General features: G+C 74.4%; 11 protein-coding genes. 8 read left to right on the top strand and 3 right to left on the bottom strand.

Annotated elements, in window-relative coordinates:
• Positions 1–5: 5 nt before the first annotated feature.
• Complete coding sequence (locus AB0D01_RS02720) at positions 6–3,743, bottom strand: nitrate reductase subunit alpha (protein ID WP_363053171.1); 3,738 nt, start codon at positions 3,741–3,743, stop codon at positions 6–8.
• A 287-nt stretch (positions 3,744–4,030) separates the two neighbouring features.
• Between AB0D01_RS02720 and AB0D01_RS02725 the strand changes: the two genes are divergently transcribed.
• The gene (locus AB0D01_RS02725) at positions 4,031–4,768 is read left to right on the top strand and encodes a YwiC-like family protein (RefSeq protein ID WP_363053172.1); all 738 of its coding nucleotides are present in this window, start codon (positions 4,031–4,033) and stop codon (positions 4,766–4,768) included.
• A 49-nt stretch (positions 4,769–4,817) separates the two neighbouring features.
• Here the strand turns inward: AB0D01_RS02725 and AB0D01_RS02730 are convergent, their stop codons facing one another.
• Complete coding sequence (locus tag AB0D01_RS02730) at positions 4,818–7,577, bottom strand: lysylphosphatidylglycerol synthase transmembrane domain-containing protein (protein WP_363053173.1); 2,760 nt, start codon at positions 7,575–7,577, stop codon at positions 4,818–4,820.
• Between the two features lie 110 nt (positions 7,578–7,687).
• On the opposite strand from AB0D01_RS02730, the gene AB0D01_RS02735 reads away from it, so the two are divergent.
• From AB0D01_RS02735 to nudC, 5 genes are all read left to right on the top strand, one after another.
• Complete coding sequence (locus AB0D01_RS02735; RefSeq protein WP_363053418.1) at positions 7,688–8,044, top strand: MGMT family protein; 357 nt, start codon at positions 7,688–7,690, stop codon at positions 8,042–8,044.
• A gap of 288 nt (positions 8,045–8,332) precedes the next feature.
• The gene (locus AB0D01_RS02740; RefSeq protein ID WP_363053419.1) at positions 8,333–12,151 is read left to right on the top strand and encodes a UvrD-helicase domain-containing protein; all 3,819 of its coding nucleotides are present in this window, start codon (positions 8,333–8,335) and stop codon (positions 12,149–12,151) included.
• Positions 12,152–12,228: 77 nt separating this feature from the next.
• A complete protein-coding gene (locus AB0D01_RS02745) occupies positions 12,229–16,344 on the top strand; it encodes a UvrD-helicase domain-containing protein (RefSeq protein WP_363053174.1) in 4,116 nt (1,371 codons plus the stop codon).
• Between the two features lie 10 nt (positions 16,345–16,354).
• Positions 16,355–17,758 (top strand): dipeptidase, encoded by a 1,404-nt coding sequence (locus AB0D01_RS02750; protein WP_363053175.1) that lies wholly within the window; start codon positions 16,355–16,357, stop codon positions 17,756–17,758.
• Positions 17,759–17,824: 66 nt separating this feature from the next.
• Positions 17,825–18,766, top strand: a complete 942-nt coding sequence (gene nudC / locus AB0D01_RS02755; RefSeq protein ID WP_363053176.1) for an NAD(+) diphosphatase — start codon at positions 17,825–17,827, stop codon at positions 18,764–18,766.
• A 129-nt stretch (positions 18,767–18,895) separates the two neighbouring features.
• On the opposite strand, the gene AB0D01_RS02760 is transcribed toward nudC, so the two are convergent.
• Positions 18,896–19,156 carry a mycoredoxin gene (locus tag AB0D01_RS02760; protein WP_363053177.1) on the bottom strand — a complete coding sequence of 87 codons (261 nt, stop codon included), beginning with the start codon at positions 19,154–19,156 and terminating at the stop codon, positions 18,896–18,898.
• Positions 19,157–19,369: 213 nt separating this feature from the next.
• On the opposite strand from AB0D01_RS02760, the gene AB0D01_RS02765 reads away from it, so the two are divergent.
• Complete coding sequence (locus tag AB0D01_RS02765; protein ID WP_363053178.1) at positions 19,370–21,550, top strand: ATP-dependent DNA helicase UvrD2; 2,181 nt, start codon at positions 19,370–19,372, stop codon at positions 21,548–21,550.
• Positions 21,551–21,730: 180 nt separating this feature from the next.
• Positions 21,731–22,042, top strand: a complete 312-nt coding sequence (locus AB0D01_RS02770; protein ID WP_363053420.1) for a hypothetical protein — start codon at positions 21,731–21,733, stop codon at positions 22,040–22,042.
• Positions 22,043–22,137 lie beyond the last annotated feature (95 nt).

The raw sequence follows: 22,137 nt of genomic DNA on the forward strand, positions 1-22,137 counted from the left end.
GGGGATCAGTACTCCACCTTCTGGTCGCGGCGCCGGATGACCGTCACCTCGTCGCGCTGGTTGCCGGTCGGGCCCAGGTAGTTGAAGGCCCAGGTCAACTGGGCGTAACCGCCGATGAGATGGGTGGGCTTGAGCATCACCCGGGTCAGCGAGTTGTGGATGCCGCCCCGGCGGCCGGTCTTCTCCGTCTTCGGGACGCCGACCGTCCGCTCCTGCGCGTGGTTCATGTAGACGGTCCCGGGCGGCATCTTGTGGGAGACGATCGCCCGCGCGGTGACCACGCCGTTGCGGTTGACCGCCTCGATCCAGTCGTTGTCCGCGACCCCGATGGCCTCGGCGTCCTGCGGGGACATCCACACCGTCTGGCCGCCCCGGCCCAGCGTCATCATGTAGAGGTTGTCCTGGTACTGGCTGTGGATCGCCCACTTGTTGTGCGGGGTCAGGTAGCGCACGGCCACCGACCTGCCGTCCACGACGCCCAGTTCGGGCTCCCCGTACAGGGTGTGCATGTTCAGCGGCGGCTTGTAGACGGGCAGGGACTCCCCGACCTCGTGGAGCCAGTCGTGGTCGAGGAAGAAGTGCTGACGGCCGGTGAGGGTGTGCCAGGGCTTGAGGTGCTCGGTGTTGACGGTGAAGGCGGTGTAGCGACGGCCGCCGGCCTCGGAGCCCGACCACTCGGGCGAGGTGATCACCGGCACCGGACGGGCCTGGGTGTCGGCGAAGGTGATCCGCTTGCCCTCGGCCTCCGCGGCCAGGTGGGCCATGCGCGTGCCCACCTTCTTCTCCAGCGTCTCGAAGCCCTGCGTGGCGAGCCGGCCGTTGGAGGTGCCGGACAGCGAGAGGATCGCCTCGCAGGCCCGCCGGGCGGTGTCCAGACGCGGCCGGCCGTCCGCGACCCCGCCGCGCACCGTGCCGTTCTTCTCCGCGAGGTGGGCGACCTCCTCGCCGACGTCGAAGGTGATCGCCTTCGTGGTGACCCCGAGCGCGTCGACGAGCGGGCCGAGCGCGGCGAACTTCTCGCCGACCGCGCCGTAGTCGCGCTCCACGACGGCCAGGTTGTACATGGTCCGGCCCGGTACGGGCGGGCACTCGCCCTTCGACCAGTCCAGCGCGACCCCGCCCGGCTGGGCCATCTCGCCACCCGGGGTGTCGTGCTGGAGGGCGGTCGCCACCAGGTCCCTGCGCACGCCCAGGTGCTCCCCGGCGAGCTCGCCGAAGCGGCGGGCGATGGCCAGGAAGGCGTCGTAGTCGGAGCGGGCCTGCCAGGGCGGGTCCACGGCCGGGGTGAAGGCGTGCAGGAAGGGGTGCATGTCCGTGGAGGACAGGTCGTGCTTCTCGTACCAGGTCGCCGCCGGCAGCACCACGTCGGACAGCAGCGTCGTGGACGTCATCCGGAAGTCCATGGACATCAGCAGGTCGAGCTTGCCCTCCACCTCCTCCTCCCGGTACGCGACGTCCCGCGGCGCGCAGCGCGGTCCGTCCTCGGGCAGGTTGGAGTGGGTGCCGAGCAGGTGCTTGAGGAAGTACTCGTTCCCCTTGGAGCTGGAGCCCAGGAGGTTGGCCCGCCACACGTTGAGCACGCGCGGCCAGTTCCGCGGGGCGTCCGGGTCCTCCCCGGCGAAGCCGAGCTCCCCGCTCTCCAGCAGGCGCACCGTCTCGGCGACGGGGTCGGCGGCCTCGCCCAGCTCCAGGGGGTTGCGGTCGAAGGTCGGGTAGGACGGCATCCAGCCCATGCGGGCGCTCGCCGCCAGGCAGTCCGCGCCGCTCATGCCGTCGAAGGCGCCCTCGGCGAGCGGGGAGGCCAGCGCCCCGGCCGGGAGGGTGTCGTAGCGCCACTGGTCGGTGTGCAGGTAGAACCAGGCCGCACCGATCATCTGACGCGGCGGGCGCGACCAGTCCGAGGCGGCGGCCAGGGTGGCCCAGCCGGTGACCGGACGGCACTTCTCCTGGCCGACGTAGTGGCCCCAGCCGCCGCCGTTGCGGCCCTGGCAGCCCGTGAGGGTGAGCAGGGCGAGGAACGCGCGGTAGATGGTCTCCGAGTGGAACCAGTGGTTGGTGCCGGCGCCCATCAGGATCATGCAGCGACCGCCCGACTCCTCGGCGGTACGGGCGAACTCCCGCGCCACGCGCGTCGCCTGCGCCGCCGGCACCGAGGTCAGCGACTCCTGCCAGCCGGGCGTACCGGGCTGCGAGGCGTCCTCGTACCCGGTGGGCCACTCGCCGGGCAGGCCCGGCCGGGCCACTCCGTACTGGGCCAGCATCAGGTCGTAGACCGTGGTGACCAGCCGGCCGCCGAGCCGGCGGACGGGAACGCCCCGGCGGACGGTGCCGCCGTGCCCGCCCGTGCGCTCGTCGTCCTCGAAGCGCGGCAGGACGATCTCGACGCCCTCGACACCCTCGACGCCCTCGACGCCCTCGACGCCCGCGCGGGTCTCGCCGGCCTGTCCGGCCCCCGTGTCCGGCAACAGGGTCAGGCGCGGCACCGTGTCCCCGAGGTCGAGGTTCCACTCCGGGGTCTCGGAGTTCCCCCAGCGGTGACCCAGGGTGCCGTTCGGGACGACCGGCTCGCCGGTGACGTCGTCGATCAGCACCGTCTTCCACTCGGCGTTCTCGGTGTCCTGTCCGAGATCGGCCGCCGTCACGAACTTCCCCGGGACCAGGCCGTTCTCCGTTTCCCGCAGCGAAACGAGGAAAGGCAGGTCCGTGTACGTGCGGACGTAATCCCGGAAGAAGGGCGTTTCCCTCTCCACGAAGAATTCCTTGAGGATGACGTGACCCATCGCCAGGGCCAGGGCCCCGTCCGTCCCGGGATGCGGGTGCATCCATTCGTCCGCGAACTTCGTGTTGTCCGCGAAATCCGGGGAAACGGTGACGACCTTCTGCCCGCGATAACGGGCCTCCGCCATCCAGTGCGCGTCCGGCGTCCGCGTGACCGGCACGTTCGAGCCCCACATCATGAGGTACGCGGCGTCCCACCAGTCACCCGACTCGGGCACGTCCGTCTGGTCGCCGAACACCTGCGGCGAGGCCACCGGCAGGTCGGCGTACCAGTCGTAGAAGCTCAGCATCGGGGCGCCGATGAGGGAGTGGAAGCGGGCGCCCGCCGCGTGCGAGGCCATCGACATCGCCGGGATCGGCGAGAAGCCTGCGACCCGGTCCGGGCCGTGCTCCTTGATGGTGTGCACGTGCGCGGCCGCGATCAGCTCGGTCGCCTCCTCCCAGGAGGCCCGTACGAGGCCGCCCTTGCCGCGCGCCCGCTGGTAGGCGCGGCGCCGCTCGGGGTCGCCCTGGATGTCGGCCCAGGCCGCCACCGGGTCGCCCAGGCGGGACCTGGCCTCCCGGTACATCTCCAGGAGGGCGCCGCGCACGTGCGGGTAGCGCACGCGGGTCGGCGAGTAGGAGTACCAGGAGAACGAGGCGCCGCGCGGGCAGCCCCGGGGCTCGTACTCGGGGCGGTCCGGGCCCACCGACGGGTAGTCGGTGGCCTGCGTCTCCCAGGTGATGATCCCGTCCTTGACGTACACCTTCCACCGGCAGGAACCGGTGCAGTTCACGCCGTGCGTCGAGTGCACGACCTTGTCGTGGCTCCAGCGGTCCCGGTAGAAGGCCTCGGCGGCCCGCCCGCCGGTGCGGTGCACCGTCCGCAGGTCGTCGGACACCTCCCCGCGGGTGAAGAAGCGGCCCGCCTTGAGGATGGAATCGACGGCGTCGTGATGCGCCCGATTCTCCTGACGCTCGTCCAAAACGACCCTCCAGGGCGGGGAAAAGAGATCGCGCACGAGGGCGCGGAAATGCGACGGCGGTCCGGACAAAAGGACCCGCGAACGACGCTACGCCCGCCGGGAGGACGAACCCGGTGACAAAGGTCCCCTGTGCCGGTGACCTCTTTCCGCTCTTTTCCGGGCCCACCGGATGTGAGACTGGACGGGACCGGTCGCCGCCCAACCCCGCGCGGACGGACGCAAATTACGCGAGGGAATTCCACTTTTCCCCGGAAATCCCTCCTGCACGCGGAAGGCGGTACGGGGCGGTGGCACGCGGACGGTACGACTGGGTCCCCGACCAACACGGCGCCTGGGCGATGCTCACGGTGCCGTTCCTCGCCGGCACCTTCCTGTCCCCCCGACCGGGGTGGGCGCACGCGGCGCTCCTGGCGGCCTGGCTGCTCGGGTACGCGGCGGCCTTCCACGCCCAGCAGTGGCTACGGCTCCACGCGCGCGCACTGCGCTCCGCCCGGCGGCACGGCCGGCCGGCCCTGGTCCTCGGCGCCGCCTGCGCCGCGTTCGGGCTGCCCCTGGCGGCGGCCCACCCGTGGCTGGTGCCCGCGGCCTGCGCCGCCGCGCCCTTCGTCGCGGTGAACACCCTTTACGCGTGGCGGGGCAGGGAGCGGGCCCTCGTCAACGGCCTCGCGGCGGTGGTCCCGGCCTGCGCGGTGCTGCCCGTCGCGGCGGGCCTCGGCGGCCTCGGACCCGGCGGGTCGTGGCGGGCCGCGGTGGCCTGCCTGTTGTACTTCGCGGGGACGGTGCCCTACGTGAAGACGATGATCCGGGAGCGCCGCTCACGGGCGTACCGGCGCGGCTCGGTGGCCTACCACGCGGTGGCCCTCGCGGCCGCTACCGCCCTGTCGCCCTGGCTCGCCGCGCCCTTCACCGCCTACCTGGCCCGCGCGGCCGTCCTGCCCGGTCGCGGCCTGCGACCGGCCGTGGTCGGCGCCGTCGAGATCGGCTGTTCGGCGGCGCTCCTGGGCACGCTGCTCGCGGTGTTCTGACCCGCCGCGGGGCCGGGCCGGCGGGCGTCGCGCGCTCGACGGCCCGGGGTCAGATCGCTTCCTTGCGGGTCAGGTAGTTGAAGGAGATCCAGCCCGGCAGCACCGGCAGCCAGAAGGTCATCAGACGGAACAGGAACACCGCCGAGATGGCCACCTCCCCGTCCAGACCCGCCGCCACGAGACCCAGGGACAGCGTGGTCTCCACGGCGCCGATGCCACCCGGTGTCGGAGCGGCCGAGCCGAGCGCGTTGCCGGCCAGGAAGACCACCGCGATGCTCGCGTAGCTGATGGCCTCCCCGCCGCCGAAGGCACGGATCGAGGCGTCGAGGCACATCACGAAGCAGCCGGTCAGCAGCAGCATGCCGCCGATGCCCGTCACCAGCTTCTGCGGACGCTGGAGGATGTCCAGCATGCGCGGCACCACGCCCGCGAACAGCGCCCGCACCCGCGTCACCACGAACTTGCGCAGGAACGGCACCGCCGTCACCACCAGCACCAGCACGGCCACCGTCAACAGACCCGCGATCACCGTCCGGGACGGGGTCATCTCCGGGGTCTTCTCGGTGCCCGTCAGGTAGCCGAAGGAGAGCAACAGCAGGATGTGGCTGGCCAGACCGAACAGCTGCGAGGCACCCACGCTCGCCACCGCCAGCCCCGGCCGCACCCCCGCCCGCTGGAGGAAGCGCGTGTTCAGCGCGACGCCGCCCACCGCCGCCGGGGCGACCAGCTTCACGAACGAACCGGCCACCTGGGCCACCACCGTCCGCAGGAACGGCACCCGCTCGGGCACGAAGCCCAGCAGGCTCATCGCCGCCGCGAAGTAGCTCAGCGCCGAGAACGCCAGGGCCACGCCCATCCAGCCCCACTGCGCCTGCCCGACGGTCTTCCCGAGGTCCAGGTGCGTCAGCTGCGTGAGCAGGAAGTACGCGCCGAAGGCGCCCGCGATGAACGAGACCAGCGTGCGCGGCCGGATCCGCTCCAGACGGGCCGGCTCCACGGGCGCCTGCGGGCGGATCAACAGCACCTGCCGGCGGATCTGGCTGAGCAGGTCCTCCTCGCGGGCGTCCTCCAGGGCCTCGTCCAGGGCCCGCTTCTCCGCCTTGCGGTCGGCCGCCGGAGTCGCCGAGGCGTCCGCCTCGCGGGCCGCCTTCGCCGCCCGGGAGGACTCCAGTACGGCCTCCCGCTGCCGGTCCGCCCGTTCCCGGCCCAACCGGCGCAGGGTCGCCCGCGTCGAACGGCTCAGCGCGATCGGCTGGAGCAGCGGCAGACAGTCCGCCACCGCGTCCGGCCCCAGCACGGACACCGCCGAGGCCACCGAACGCTCCGCGCCGACCCGCAGGCCGAGGGTGGTCAGCAGCTGCGCGATGTCCATCCGCAGCACCAGGTCGCCGGCGGCGATCTCGCCGCCGCGCAGGTCGGTCAGCGTGACGCTGCCGGAACGATCCACCACCAGCGCGTCCCCCGTGAGCCGGCGGTGCGCGATCCGGCGCGACTGGAGGGCCCGTACCTGCTCCCAGGCGTTGCGGCTCAGCCCGTCGGTGATCTCCTCGTCGGGCAGGGCGTCCAGGGTCCGGCCGCCCAGGTGCTCGTAGACGAGCATCACGGCGTCCGGGCCCAGCTCGGAGGTGGCGATCAATCTCGGCGCGTTCGCCCCGGCCGCGATGGCGGCGTAGGCGAGCAGCGCCTCCTGCTCCAGCGCCTGGCGCAGCGACTGGATGCTGCGCCGGGTGGTGATCCCGCGCAGGGTCAGCCGGCGCCACACCCGGTAGAAGAAGCCCTGCGCCTGCTGTTCGCGGTCCACGACGGTGACGTCCAGCGGCGGACCGTCCTCCAACGTGACGTGGTAGCGCCGGCCCCGGTCGCCGGACTCGGCGGTGTCGCCGTCGGGCGCTTCGGCGCGCATCGCGCTGACCGGCTGGAAGCCGACGCGGCGCAGGCCGGCGAGGAGGTTCTGGCCGGTGGGCCGGACGTTCGGCGAGCCGACCGCGTACAGGGTGCCGTACGCGACGCTCCAGCCGATCAGGACGGTCAGGGCGATCGAGAAGGGCGTGGTGTAGCCGCTGACCAGCATCGCGAACGCGTCGAGCAGCAGCACCACCCACAGGGCCACCCGCCAGCGCGGCCGTCGGGTCATCCCGACGGCCGTCATGTACGCGATCACGGGCGCGAGGTAGCCGTGCACCGGATCGGTGAGGGCCCCGCCGGCGCCGGTGGTGCGGGTCAGCGCGTCCTGGATGGTGGCGGGGGCGGCCTGGGACACCCACAGGTCGGTGGCGAGGGTGACGCCGTGCGCGAGGACCGCGGCGAGCACGCCGTCGGCGATGCGCAGTCCGTCGCGCTTGATCAGGCGCTCGATGGCGAAGGCCACGGGCACGAGCAGCACCGCGATGCTCGACACCAGACCGGCGACCTTGATCAGGAAGTCGGGGGCCTGGCCGGTGCCCTTGGTGATGTCCTGTTCCAGGCCCACCGTCGTACCGTGCGCGAACGCGGCGATGCCGAGGACCACGGCGATGCCGATGATCCCGGACAGCAGGCGCACGAGGTCCGAGGGCCGGTGGACGCGGGCGGCGAGCAGCGGCTCGTCCACCTCCACCCGGTCGGCCGCCGTCGGGGTGTGGCCCGGCGGGTGGAGGTCGTCGGGATGCGGCTCGGTACGCGGCGTCTGCGGGCTCGGGACGGGGCCCGGTTCCGGGCGCGCGCCACCCTCGTCCGGGCGCGGGTCCTCGCCCCGCGTCGCCGCGCCGTCCGGAGGGCTCACACCCTGCTCCTTCGCCGTCACATCCGTCTCTTCTTGATCACGTATCACCAGTCACCGCCCGGAAGATGGTGGCACGGACGGACGGCCGCGCGGGGCAGCAGGGTGCGCGCCGGTACGGAAGCGAGACCTCCGTATGGATGTCCCCGCCGTCCGGCACCATGGGGCGGATGAGCGAAGAGCTGCCCGCGTACGCGGAGCTGGTGCTGGAGGTGGCCGAGCGGATTCCGCCCGGCCGGGTGATGACGTACGGGGACGTCGCCGAGTGGCTCGGCGAGGGCGGACCCCGTCAAGTCGGGCGCGTCATGGCCCTGTACGGGGGAGCCGTGCCCTGGTGGCGGGTGGTGCGGGCGGACGGCGTACCCCTGCCCGGGAGCGAGCGGCGGGCCCTGGAGCACTACCGCGCCGAGGGCACCCCGCTGCGCGGGACCGCGTCCGGCGAGACCCGGCTGGCCATGCGCAGGGCCCGATGGGACGGCCGCGGCGAGGGGGCCGGAGGCGACGAGGGTCACATCTGACAGCTTCCGCCATGCGGAGCGCGGGCGGGAGGTCGAAGGCGCGTACGGGGGACGACCTGCGGGGCCTTCGGGGCGACGGTCCGGCCGGCCGGGACGGACTGCGGCGGGCGGCGCGGTTGGCGTAGCGTGGCCCCTTCGGCGTTCGCTCGGGAGTCCGCTCCGGCGTCCGCCGACGGGGTCGCCCGCGCGGTGACCGCCGCCCCCGGGACCGGGGGCACCCCCGCCGCCACGGCGGACACCGCAGGACCCGCAGCATCCACAGACCCACCAGGACCGGCACCTCACGTGATCACCTCTTCCTCCGGCCGCGCGGAGCGGCGTACGCGGACCCCTGACGCGTACCGCCTGGTGCGTACGGGGCCGGAACAGGTGGCACCCCCTGTTCTGGACGCAGCGCAGCGCGCGGTGGTTGATCACGCCCGGGGACCGCTGCTCGTCCTCGCCGGACCGGGCACCGGGAAGACCACCACCCTCGTCGAGGCGGCCGCCGCCCGGGTCGAGGCCGGGGTCGACCCCGCCCGCATCCTGATCCTCACCTTCGGCCGCAAGGCCGCCGTGGAACTGCGCGACCGCGCGGCCCTGCGGCTCGGCGGCGCCCGCGCCCCGCAGGCCACCACCTTCCACTCCTTCTGCTACGGCCTGGTCCGCGCCCACCAGGACCACGAACTCTTCGCCGATCCGCTGCGCCTGCTGTCCGGCCCCGAGCAGGACGTCATGGTCCGCACCCTCCTGGAGGGCCAGCGGCGGCTGCGCACCATCCGCTGGCCCGACGACCTGCGGGCCGCGCTCACCACGCGCGGGTTCGCCGACGAGGTCCGCGCCGTCCTGGCCCGCGCCCGCGAACTGGGGCTGGGCCCCCAGGCCCTCGCCACCTTCGCCGACCGCATCGGCCGACCCGACTGGAAGGCCGCCGCCGCCTTCCTCTCCGAGTACCTCGACGTCCTCGACATGCAGGGCACCCTGGACTACGCCGAACTCCTCCACCGGGCCGTCCTGCTCGCCGAACGCACCCCCTCGCTCGCCTCCGCCCACGACGTGATCTACGTCGACGAGTACCAGGACACCGACGCCTCCCAACTGCGGCTGCTGCGCGCCCTGACCGGTCCGGGCGGGACGCTGGTCGCCTTCGGCGATCCCGACCAGTCGATCTACGCCTTCCGGGGCGCGGACATCAACAACGTCCTCGACTTCGAATCCGCCTTCCCCGGCGCGGCCGTCCGGGCCCTCACCGTCGGCCGCCGCTCCGGGTCCGCGCTGCTGGCCGCCACCCGCACGCTGACCACCCGCATGCCGGTCCCGCGCCTGCCGTCCGACGCCGTGCGCGCCCACCGCGCGCTGACGCCCGCCCGGGAGGGCGGCCGGGTCGAGGTGTACACGTACCCGACGGCCGGCGCCGAGCTGGACAACATCGCCGACGTCCTGCGCCGGGCCCACCTGGAGGACGGGGTGCCCTGGCAGGACATGGCCGTCCTCGTCCGCTCCGGGGGCCGCACCCTGCCCGCGATGCGGCGCGCCCTGATCGCCGCGGGGGTCCCGGCCGAGACGGACGCGGCCGCCACCGCCCTGCGCCACGAACCGGCGGTCGCCCCGCTCCTGACCGCCCTGCGCGTCGCGGCCCGCGCCGCCGGCCCGACACCGGCGGGCCCCGCCGCAGAGGCCGCGCCGGGCCCGGCGCACGGCGCGGACGACGACGCCCTGCCGGCGGTCCCGCCGGCACACGCCGACCCGGACGCGGTGGCCGCCACCGGGGAAGTCGCTCCCGGGGCTGCGGGCGCGGACGCCGAGCCGGCCTCCGCCGACGGCGACGCCCCGCCGGCGGTCCCGCGGGTGGACGCCGACGCGTCCCCGGCGGACGCCACCGCAGAGGCCGCGCCCGACGCCCCGTCGGCGGACACCGAGCCGGCCGCCACCCCGTCCCGCGCCACCGGCGAGGAGCGGGCCTCCGCCGCCGACGCCCTGCCGGAGGTCTCGCCGGCAGACGCCGGCGCGTTCCGGGGGGCCGCCACCGGCGGGGCCGCCTCGGACGCTCCGTCGGCGGACGCCTCCCCGGTGCGCGGCGCGGGCGCGCAGCCGGCCGAAGCGGACGCGGTGGGCGCCACCGGCGAGGCTCCCTCGGGGCAGGTTCCCGACGGGGACGCGCCACTGTTCGCCGACGCCGACGCCGACGCCGACGCCGACGCCGACGCCGACGCCGCGGACGCCGACGCCGCGGACGCGTACGGGTGGGTCGGGGTCGAGGCCGCGCTCGCGCTGCTCGCCTCACCGCTCGGCGGGATGGACTCCGCCGACCTGCGCCGGCTCGGCCGGGCCCTGCGCGACGAGGAGCGCGCCGCCGGCGTCACCGCCCCCGCGCCGTCCGACGCGCTCCTGGCCCGCGCCCTCGCCGAGCCCGAGCGGCTCACCGTCCACGACCCGGCGTACGCCCGCGGCGCGCAGCGCCTCGGCGCGCTCCTGCGCAAGACCCGCGAACTCCTCCAGGGCGGCGGCACCGCCGAAGAGGCCCTGTGGACCCTGTGGGACGGCACCTCCTGGCCCGACCGGCTGGAGCGCCAGGCCCGCCGCGGCGGCGCCGCCGGCCGCAACGCCGACCGCGACCTCGACGCCGTCTGCGCCCTCTTCGACACCGCCGCCCGCGCGGAGGAACGCACCGGGGGCCGCGGCGCGCTCAACTTCCTCGAACAGCTCGAAGCCGAGGACATCGCCGCCGACACCCTCACCACCCGCGCCGCCCGCCCCGACGCCGTCCGCCTCATGACCGCGCACCGCTCCAAGGGCCTGGAGTGGGGCCTCGTCGTCGTCGCGGGCGTCCAGGAAGGGCTCTGGCCCGACCTGCGCCGCCGCGGCTCCCTCCTCGAAGCCGACCGCATCGGCCGCGACGGCCTCGCCGAACCCCTCACCCCCGGCGCGCTCCTCGCCGAGGAACGCCGGCTGTTCTACGTGGCCGCCACCCGCGCCCGCCACCGCCTCGTCGTCACCGCCGTCAAGGCCCCCGCCGAGGACGGCGACCAGCCCTCCCGCTTCCTCACCGAGCTCGGCGTCACCCCCAAGGACGTCACCGGCCGCCCCCGCCGCCCCCTCGCCGTCCCCGCGCTCGTCGCCGAGCTCCGCGCCACCACCGTCGACCCCGACGCCTCCCCGGCCCTGCGCGACGCCGCCGCCCGCCGGCTCGCCCGCCTCGCCGCCCTCACCGACGACGAGGACCGCCCCCTCGTCCCCGCCGCGCACCCGCACCGCTGGTGGGGGCTGTACGAGCCCACCCGCTCCACCGTCCCGCTGCGCGACCGCGACCGTCCCGTCGCCCTGTCCGGCAGCGCCCTCGACCAGCTCGCCAACACCTGTTCCCTCCAGTGGTTCCTGGGCCGCGAGGTCAAGGCCGACGCCCCCTCCACCGCCGCCCAGGGCTTCGGCAACGTCGTCCACGTCCTCGCCGACGAGGTCGCCTCCGGCCGCACCCCCGCCGACCTCGCCGTCCTCATGGAACGCCTCGACTCCGTCTGGGACGCCCTCGCCTTCGACGCGCCGTGGAAGTCCCGCCAGGAGAAGGACAACGCCCGCGCCGCCCTCGAACGCTTCCTGCGCTGGCACACCACCGACCGCGGCGGCCGCGAGGCCGTGGCCACCGAGCACGACTTCGACGTCACCCTCGACGCCGGCGAGTACGCCGTCCGCGTCCGCGGTTCCATGGACCGCGTCGAGGCCGACCCGCAGGGCCGCGCGTACGTCGTCGACTTCAAGACCGGCAAGGGCGCCCCGACCAAGGACGAGGTCGCCCGCCATCCGCAGCTCGCCGTCTACCAGCTCGCCGTCCGCGAGGGCGCCGTCGACGAGGTCTTCGACGGCCGGCGCCCCGAGCCCGGCGGCGCAGAACTCGTCCAGCTGCGCCAGAACGCCGCCAAGAAGGACGGCGGCGAGGGCGTCCCGAAGATCCAGGCGCAGCAGCCGCTCGACGGCGGCACCTCCGGCGAGTGGGTCGGCGACCTCCTCGCCACCGCCGCCGGCCGGGTCCTGGACGAACGTTTCACCCCCTCCACCGGCGAACACTGCGGACGCTGCGCCTTCCGGGGCGCGTGCAGCGCCCTCCCCGAGGGCCGCCAGACCGTGGAATGAGCCGCGCCGTGGAACGGCCCCGACCGGGGAGTGAGACGCCGGCCGGGACTGTCGGCGCCGGCGGCTAGCCTTTCGAGGTGACCGCGTACGAGACCGGGCGCGCGCCCGTCCTCACCGATCCCGAGCAGCTCAAGGAGCTCCTCGGGATCCCGTTCACGCCCGAACAGCTGGCCTGCGTCACCGCCCCGCCCGCCCCCCAGGTCATCGTCGCGGGCGCCGGCTCCGGCAAGACCACCGTGATGGCCGCCCGCGTCGTCTGGCTCGTCGGCACCGGCACCGTCGCCCCCGACCAGGTTCTCGGCCTGACCTTCACCAACAAGGCCGCCGGCGAACTGGCCGAACGCGTCCGCAAGGCCCTGGCCCGCGCCGGCGTCACCGACCCGGACCCCTCGCCGGCCGACCCCGAGGCCGCCGCCGGCGAGCCGCGCATCTCCACGTACCACGCCTTCGCCGGCCGGCTGCTGACCGACCACGGACTGCGCATCGGCCTGGAACCCAGCGCCCGCCTCCTGGCCGACGCCACCCGCTTCCAGCTCGCCGCCAAGGTGCTCCGCGAGGCGCCCGGCCCCTACCCCTCGCTCGTGAAGTCCCTCCCCGACCTGGTCGGCGACCTCCTCGCGCTCGACGGCGAACTGTCCGAGCACCTCACCGAACCGGCCGCCCTGCGCGCCCACGACACCGCCCTCCTCGACGAGCTGGCCGGGGCCAGGCTCACCAACGACGACCTCCGCAAGGTGCCCGAGGCCGTCCGCGGCCGGCTGGAGCTGCTGGAACTCGTCGAGCGCTACCGCGCCGCCAAACGCTCCCGCGAACTGTTCGACTTCGGTGACCAGATCGCCCTGTCCGCCCGCCTCGCCACCACCCGGCCCGAGGTCGGCGAGCTGCTGCGCGACGAGTTCCGGGTCGTCCTGCTCGACGAGTACCAGGACACCTCCGTCGCCCAGCGGCTGCTCCTGTCCGGCCTCTTCGGCGACGGCACCGGGCACGCCGTCACCGCCGTCGGCGACCCCTGCCAGGCCATCTACGGCTGGCGCGGCGCCTCCGTCGCCAACCTCGACGACTTCCCCGAACACTTCGCGCACGCCGACGGCCGCCCCGCCACCCGCTTCTCGCTCAGCGAGAACCGGCGCAGCGGAGGCCGCCTCCTCGACCTGGCCAACGGCCTCGCCGCCCCGCTGCGCGCCATGCACGAGGGCGTCGAGGCCCTGCGCCCCGCCCCCGGCGCCGAACGCGACGGCACCGTGCGCTGCGCGCTGCTGGAGACCCACGCCGAGGAGCTGGAGTGGCTCGGCGACTCCGTCGCGCACCTGGTGCGCACCGGCACGGCGCCGGGCGAGATCGCCGTACTGTGCCGCTCCGCCGCCGACTTCGCCCGCATCCAGGCCGTGCTGGTGGCCCGGGACGTCCCGGTGGAGGTCGTCGGACTGTCGGGGCTGCTGCACCTGCCCGAGGTCGCCGACCTCGTCTCGGTGTGCGAGGTGCTCCAGGACCCCGGGGCCAACGCCGCCCTGGTCCGCCTCCTCGTCGGCCCCCGCTGGCGCATCGGCGCCCGCGACCTGGCCCTCCTCGGCCGCCGCGCCCGGCACCTGGTGGCCCGCGTCTCCCCGGACTCCGGCCCCGACGGGCGCCTCGCGGCGGCCGTCGAGGGCGTGGACCCGGCGGAGATCGTCTCGCTGGCCGACGCCCTGGAGACCTTCCTCGACGGCGCCGGCCAGGCCCCGGACGACCTCCCCTTCTCGGCCGCCGCCCGCGTCCGCTTCGCGCACCTCGCCCAGGAACTGCGCGACCTGCGGCGTTCGCTCGCCGACCCGCTGATGGACGTACTGCACCGGGTCCTCGCGACGACCGGCCTGGACGTCGAGCTGTCCGCGTCCCCGCACGCGCTGGCCGCCCGCCGGCGCGAGACCCTGTCGAACTTCATGGACGTCGCCGCCGGCTTCGCGGCCCTCGACGGCGAGGCCACGCTCCTGGCCTTCCTCGCGTTCCTGCGCACCGCCGCCCAGTACGAGAAGGGCCTCGACCACGCGCTGCCGGGCGGGGAGGACACCGTCAAGGTGCTGACCGCCCACAAGTCCAAGGGCCTGGAGTGGGACGTCGTCGTCGTCCCCGACCTGTGCGCGGGCTCCTTCCCCAAGGAGAAGCCCCCGGAGGCCTGGACCTCGTACCCCAAGGTGCTCCCCTACTCCCTGCGCGGCGACGCCCCGACCCTGCCCGCCGACCCGGACTGGACCGCCGGCGGGCTGAAGTCCTTCAAGGCGGGCCTCAAGGAGCACAAGCAGGTCGAGGAGCTGCGCCTCGGCTACGTCACCTTCACCCGTCCGCGTTCCCTGCTGCTGGCCTCCGGCCACTGGTGGGGGCCGACGCAGAAGCGCCGCCGGGGCCCGTCGGCGTTCCTGACCGCGCTGCGCGGGCACTGCGAGGCCGGGTTCGGGGAGATCGAGGTCTGGGCCGAGGAGCCCGAGGCCGACGCCGAGAACCCGGCGCTGGCCGCCGAGGCCACCCCGGACCACGCCTGGCCCCTGCCCCTGGACCCCGACTCCCTGGCCCTGCGCCGCCGCGCCGCCGCCCTGGTCGAGGCCCACCTCGCCGCACCCCCGCACCCCCCGACCCCCGAGGACCCCTACCTCTGGCCCCCCCACTGCGAAGACCCGGGCTATGACGAGGCCCCGGCTTACGACGAAGACCCGGCTTACGGCGAGGCTCCGCCCTACGACGAAGACCCGGCTTACGGCGAGGCTCCGGCCCACGACGTGGCTCCGCCCTACGACGAAGCTCCCGCCTACGACGTGGCTCCGCCCTACGACGAAGCTCCCGCCTACGACGTGGCTCCGCCTTACGGCGAGGCTCCGGCCCACGACGTGGCTCCGCCCTACGACGAAGCTCCCGCCTACGACGTGGCTCCGCCTTACGGCCAGGCTCCGGCCTGCGACGGTGCGCCGGCCGGTCGCGACGCGCGGGCCCACGGCGTTGCCGATGGCGAAGCTCCGGGCGGGGGGCCGGCTCCGGTTCCCGGTGCGGTCCAGGACGCGGACGACGCCCCGGCCCGTGGTCGTGCCCCCGCCCGCGTCATGACCCCGGCCGGGGACCCGACCCCGCCCCCCGGGGAGGCCTCGGACGCCGACGCCGACGGGCTGTGGGACGGCGAGGACGTGCGCGTCACCGCCCGCGTCCCGTCGCCGGGCGCCCGGCGACCCGACACCGACCCGGCGGAGGGCCCCGCCGGCGTGCCTCGCCAGGGTCCCGCCGTACCCCCGTCGGACACCCCCCGGGCCCCCGTGCCCCCGGACGAGGACCTGTGGGCCGGAGAGGCCCTGGCCGCTCCCGCTGCCGGCCCCCGGCCGGGTGGAGCCGTGCCCGCCGCCGGGGCGCCGGACGACGCCGCCCGGCGCCGCCCCGGGGTCGTCCCCGCGCCCCGTGGCGACCGGCACGGGGCACCGTACGACGCGACCCCCGACGGGCAGGGGGCCCCCAGCCCCGAGGAGGCCCGCCTCATCGCCTCCTGGGACCGGGACCTCGACGCCCTGGAGGGCGAGCTGCGCCGCGCCCGCCGGGCCGTCCGGGACGTGGAGCTGCCCCCGGCCCTCTCCGCGAGCCAGCTCCTGCGGCTCGCCGCCGACGAGCAGGGCTTCGTACGCGACCTCGCCCGCCCCATGCCCAAGCCCCCGCAGCCCGCCGCCCGCCAGGGCACCCGCTTCCACGCCTGGGTCGAGTCCCGCTTCGAGGAGCTGCCCCTGCCGCTCCTCGACGGTCTCCTCGACCCGGCCACCGACCTGCCCGGCTCCGACCAGGACATCGCCGACGAGGCCGACCTCGCCGCCCTCAAGGCCGCCTTCGAGCGCAGCGAGTACGCCGAGCGCACCCCGTACCGGATGGAGGCGCCCGTCCAGCTCACCCTCGCCGGTCGGGTGATCCGCGGCCGGATCGACGCCGTGTACAAGAACCCCGACGGCTCGTACGAGGTCGTGGACTGGAAGACCGGCCGCACCACCCAGGCCGACCCGCTCCAGCTCGCCGTCTACCGGCTGGCCTGGGCCGAGGCCACCGCGACCCCCCTCGACCGGGTGGGCGCGGCCTTCCTCCACGTCCGCAGCGGACGCGTCATCCGCCCCCGTGACCTGCCCGGTCGGGCCCGCCTTGAGCGGATCCTCCAAGGCAAAACGGGCACGGACGGCGCCGCCCGGACGGACGGATAGGCTCGTGGTCATGAGCGAAACCCCGGCGGACAGCGTCGTCCGCACGTACATCGACACCCACCGCGCGGCCTTCCTGGACGACCTCGCGCAGTGGCTGCGGATCCCGTCCGTGTCGGCCCAGCCCGAGCACGAGGGCGACGTGCGCCGCAGCGCGGACTGGCTCGCCGCCAAGCTCAAGGAGACCGGCTTCCCGGTCACCGAGATCTGGGAGACCGACGGGGCCCCCGCCGTCTTCGCGCACTGGCCCGCCGAGGACCCGGCCGCGCCCACCGTGCTCGTCTACGGTCACCACGACGTCCAGCCCGCCGCCCTCGCCGACGGCTGGCACACCGAGCCGTTCGAGCCGGTCGTCCGCGACGGCCGCATGTACGGGCGCGGCGCGGCCGACGACAAGGGCCAGGTCTTCTTCCACACCCTCGGCGTACGGGCCCACCTCGCCGCCACCGGCGCCGCCGCCCCCGCCGTGCACCTCAAGCTCCTCGTCGAGGGCGAGGAGGAGTCCGGCTCCCCGCACTTCCGGGCGCTCGTGGAGGCGCACGCCGAACGGCTCGCCGCCGACGTCGTGATCGTCTCCGACACCGGCATGTGGTCCGAGACCACCCCCACCGTCTGCACCGGCATGCGCGGCGTCGCCGACTGCGAGATCGACTTCCACGGGCCCGACCAGGACATCCACTCGGGCGCCTTCGGCGGGGCCGTGCCCAATCCGGCCACCGTCGCCGCCCGCCTCGTCGCCGCCCTGCACGACGAGGACGAGCGGGTCACGATCCCCGGCTTCTACGACAACATCGCCGAGCTGACCGACGCCGAGCGCCGGCTGATCGCCGAGCTGCCGTTCGACGAGGCCGAGTGGTTGCGCACCGCCAAGTCGCACGCCGCCTCCGGCGAGGCCGGCTACTCCACCCTGGAGCGGGTCTGGGCCCGCCCCACCGCCGAGGTCAACGGCATCGGTGGCGGCTACCAGGGCCCCGGCGGCAAGACCATCGTGCCCGCCTCCGCCCACCTGAAGCTGTCGTTCCGCCTGGTGTCCGGGCAGGACCCGTACGAGGTCGAGGCCGCCGTCCGCGACTGGGTCGCCGCCCGCGTCCCCGCCGGGATCCGGCACTCGATCACCTTCGGCGCCCCCACCCGGCCCTGCCTCACCCCGCTGGACCACCCCGCGCTCCGGTCCGTCGTACGGGCCATGGGCCGCGCCTTCGGGCAGCCGGTCCGCTTCACGCGCGAGGGCGGTTCCGGGCCGGCCGCCGACCTCCAGGACGTCCTGGACGCGCCGGTCCTCTTCCTGGGCATCTCCGTGCCCTCCGACGGCTGGCACTCGCCGAACGAGAAGGTCGAGCTCGACCTCCTGCTCAAGGGCGTGGAGACGACCGCGTACCTGTGGGGCGACCTGGCGGAGCACTGGAACCCCGCATGAACACGTGAGTGCGCGCGTGAACGCCACGCACACCGAGCAGCCTGCCTTGTCCCACCACCGGGGGAGTTGGAAGTACCTGTGAGCACCCGTACCGAACGCCCGATCTCGCTCGCCGAGGCGAGCGGGATCGACCGCGCCGCCCACCACCGCCTCGACGAGGCGTGGCTCGCCGCCGCCTGGAGCCACCCGACGACGCGCGTGTTCGTCGTCTCCGGCGGGCAGGTGCTGATCGACGACACGCCCGACGGCGGGTCCGCCATCGTGATGACCCCCGCCTTCGAGGCGCCGGTCACCGAGACCCACCGCTACTTCCTGGGCACGGACGAGGACGGCGTACGGTACTTCGCGCTCCAGAAGGACTCCCTGCCGGGCCGCATGGACCAGTCGGCACGCCCGGCCGGCCTGCGCGAGGCCGGACTGCTGCTGTCCCCGCGCGACGCCGGGCTGATGGTCCACGCGGTGGCGCTGGAGAACTGGCAGCGCATGCACCGCTTCTGCTCCCGCTGCGGCGAGCGGACCGTGGTGGCCGCCGCCGGGCACATCCGCCGCTGCCCCGGCTGCGGCGCGGAGCACTACCCGCGCACCGACCCGGCCGTGATCATGCTGGTCACCGACGAGCACGACCGGGCGCTGCTGGGCCGCCAGGTGCACTGGCCGGAGGGCCGCTTCTCCACGCTCGCGGGCTTCGTCGAGCCGGGGGAGTCCATCGAGCAGTCGGTGGTCCGCGAGGTGTGGGAGGAGGCGGGCGTCCGCGTCGGCGAGGTCCGCTACGTCGCCAGCCAGCCGTGGCCGTTCCCGTACAGCCTGATGCTCGGCTTCACGGCCCGGGCGATCACCTCGGAGATCACGGTCGACGGCGAGGAGATCGAGGAGGCGCGCTGGTTCTCCCGCGAGGAGCTGCGGGCGGCCTTCGAGTCCGGCGAGATGGTGCCGCCGTCGGGGATCTCGATCGCGGCCCGGCTCGTCGAGCTCTGGTACGGCGAGCCGCTGCCGAAGCCGGCCGCGTAACCTTCGTCACAGGTCCTCGGCGCCGGCGCTCGGCGCACGCGAAAGGCCCCCGCCTCGGCGGGGGCCTTTCCGGTGCGCGTCGGCGCCTGTCGGTGCGCGTCGGTGCCCGTCGGACGGGCCGCGACCGGCTCAGACGGCGAGGGCCTGCTTGACCTGCGCCAGGCTCGGGTTGGTCATGACGGACTCGCTGCCGGCGGAGGAGCGCACGAGCACCGTGGGAACGGTCTGGTTGCCGTTGTTGGCCTTCTCGACGAACGCCGCGGACTCCGGGTCCAGCTCGATGTTGATCTCGTTGTAGGCGATGCCTTCCCGGTCCAGCTGCGTCTTCAGCCGACGGCAGTAGCCGCACCAGGTCGTGCTGTACATCGTGACGGTGCCCGTGTCCTGCATGCTGCGCTCTCCTTCGTGAGGTCTCGGTGTCCGAGTAGACGAACGCACGCGGACCCGCCCCCATTCCCGGGGGCACCCGGGGCCTCGGGGGACTCGCGGGTATCCGGGGCCTTGGCGGTCCGCCCCGCCGGGAGCCGGTCCGACAAACTGCCCGCACGCCCCGCCTGTGGACGGGTTTCCCGTCGGCCCCACCGGACCTGGCAGCATGGCGGGGTGACAACAGCGACGCATTCATCCGATTTCCCGGCCGGTCCGGGCACGGGCGCGGCCGACGCCGACGCCGTGCTCCTGGGCCTGGACCCGGAGCAGCGCGAGGTCGCCACGACCCTGCGCGGGCCGGTGTGCGTCCTGGCGGGCGCCGGTACGGGCAAGACCCGCGCCATCACCCACCGCATCGCCTACGGGGTCCGCTCCGGACAACTGATGCCCGCCAGTGTGCTGGCCGTCACCTTCACCAACCGCGCCGCGGGCGAGATGCGCGGCCGCCTGCGCACCCTCGGCGCCGAGGGGGTCCAGGCCCGGACCTTCCACTCCGCCGCCCTGCGCCAGCTCCAGTACTTCTGGCCCCGCGCCGTGGGCGGAGAGGTGCCCCGCCTGCTGGAGCGGAAGATCCAGTTCGTGGCCGAGGCCGGCGCCCGCTGCCGCATCCGCCTCGACCGGGGCGAGCTGCGCGACGTCACCGGCGAGATCGAGTGGGCCAAGGTCACCCAGACCGTCCCCGCCGACTACCCGGCCGCCGCCCTCAAGGCGGGCCGCGAGGCCCCCCGCGACATGGCCGAGATCGCCCAGATCTACGGCACGTACGAACAGCTCAAGCGCGACCGCGGCATGATCGACTTCGAGGACGTGCTGCTCCTCACCGTCGGCATCCTCCAGGACCGCCACGACATCGCCGAGCAGATCCGCGCCCAGTACCAGCACTTCGTCGTGGACGAGTACCAGGACGTCAGCCCGCTCCAGCAGCGGCTCCTCGACCTGTGGCTCGGCGAGCGCGACAGCCTCTGCGTCGTCGGCGACGCCAGCCAGACGATCTACTCCTTCACCGGCGCGACCCCCGACCACCTGCTGAACTTCCGCAACCGGTTCCCGCGCGCCACCGTCGTCAAGCTGATCCGCGACTACCGCTCCAGCCCCCAGGTGGTCCACCTCGCCAACGGCCTGCTGAACCAGGCCAAGGGCCGGGCCGCCGAACACCGGCTGGAGCTGGTCTCGCAGCGCGAGCCCGGCCCCGACCCCGTCTACGCCGAGTACGCCGACGAGCCCGCCGAGGCCGAGGGCGTCGCCCACCGGATCCGGGACCTGATCGCGGCCGGCGTCCCGGCGGGCGAGATCGCCGTCCTCTACCGGATCAACGCCCAGTCCGAGGTCTACGAGCAGGCCCTCGCCGACGCCGGCGTCCCCTACCAGCTGCGCGGGGCCGAGCGGTTCTTCGAGCGCGCCGAGGTGCAGAAGGCCGTCCTCGCCCTGCGCGGGGCCGCCCGCTCCGGCGGCAGCAGCGACCCGCTGCTGGAGGACGTCGTGGAGCTGGGCTCCCAGGTGCGGGCCGTCCTCAGCTCCACCGGCTGGAGCACCGAGCCGCCCGCCGGGTCCGGCGCCGTCCGCGACCAGTGGGAATCCGTGGCCGCGCTGGTCCGCCTCGCCGAGGACTTCGCCCGCGGCCGGCCCGGCGCCACCCTGGCCGACCTCGCGATCGAGCTGGAGGAGCGCAAGGCCGCGCAGCACGCGCCGACCGTCCAGGGCGTCACCCTCGCCTCCCTGCACGCCGCGAAGGGCCTGGAGTGGGACGCCGTGTTCCTCGTCGGCCTGACCGACGGCATGGTGCCGATCACCTACGCCAAGACCGACGAGCAGGTCGAGGAGGAGCGCCGGCTGATGTACGTCGGCGTCACCCGGGCGCGGCTGCACCTGACGCTCTCCTGGGCGCTCTCGCGGACTCCGGGCGGCCGGGCCTCCCGTCGCCCCAGCCGCTTCCTGAACGGCCTGCGACCGGGCTCCGTGGCCCCGGGAAGCCGCTCCGGCGACCCGATCGAGCGCGGCGCCCGCAAGCGGGGCCGCCGCGGCCCCGCCCTGTGCCGGGTCTGCGGCAAGACCCTGACCGAGGCCGGCGAGATCAAACTGATGCGCTGTGAGGACTGCCCGTCCGACATGGACGAGGGCCTCTACGAGCGGCTGCGCGACTGGCGCGCCGTCCAGTCGAAGGCCCAGGGGATGCCCGCCTACTGCGTCTTCACCGACAAGACCCTGATGGCGATCGCGGAGGCCGCGCCCGCCGAACCCGGCGAGCTCTCGATGATCTCTGGAGTCGGCGGCCGCAAGCTCGACCGGTACGGAGCCGATGTCCTGGCCATCTGCGCAGGCCAGGAGCCCGGCGGCGCGGATCCTGACGACGCGTAGAAACTCGTCGGAAAAATAGTTTGCACATGCCCCGCGGATCCCCATAGGTTCTTAGCAACGGAAACGGTGGGCTTCTCCGAAGCCTCCGATCCGTGCTGTACTTATCCGAATACGTATGGGACAGGCCCCCGGGCCGAGTCCCCGAGACGCCGAGAGGAGGCGAGACCAGTGACCAGCTTCATGACCTTCACCAAAATGACCGATCGCTCGGTCGACGCTTCCTGCCTGCTCGGTTCCGTCTCCGCCCTGGGCACCGGTCTGTCCGCGATTTCCGCGAGCAGCCCCGCCCTCCTGGCGACCCTTCCGGTCCGCGAGCGCAATGAGCGACCGACCAAGGCACTGGTGGCAGTAGCCGAAGCCCAGGCGCAGGACGCCTATGGCTTCGCGGCCGCGGCCGGTGCCGGAGCTCGGACCGAGCAGACGACGAAGCAGCAGCACCACCACCTGATGTGGGCCTTCCGCGGGCTCGAACCCTGGAGTGATCCAGCCTGATCTCATGATCAGGCCGGCGCCTTCAGGGCCGCGGAACCCCACCCGGGATCCGCGGCCCTTCTGTTTGTCCCCGAACGGGGACGCCGGAGCGAAGG

The sequence above is a fragment of the Streptomyces sp. NPDC048606 genome, from assembly GCF_040650855.1.
GTDB lineage: Bacteria > Actinomycetota > Actinomycetes > Streptomycetales > Streptomycetaceae > Streptomyces.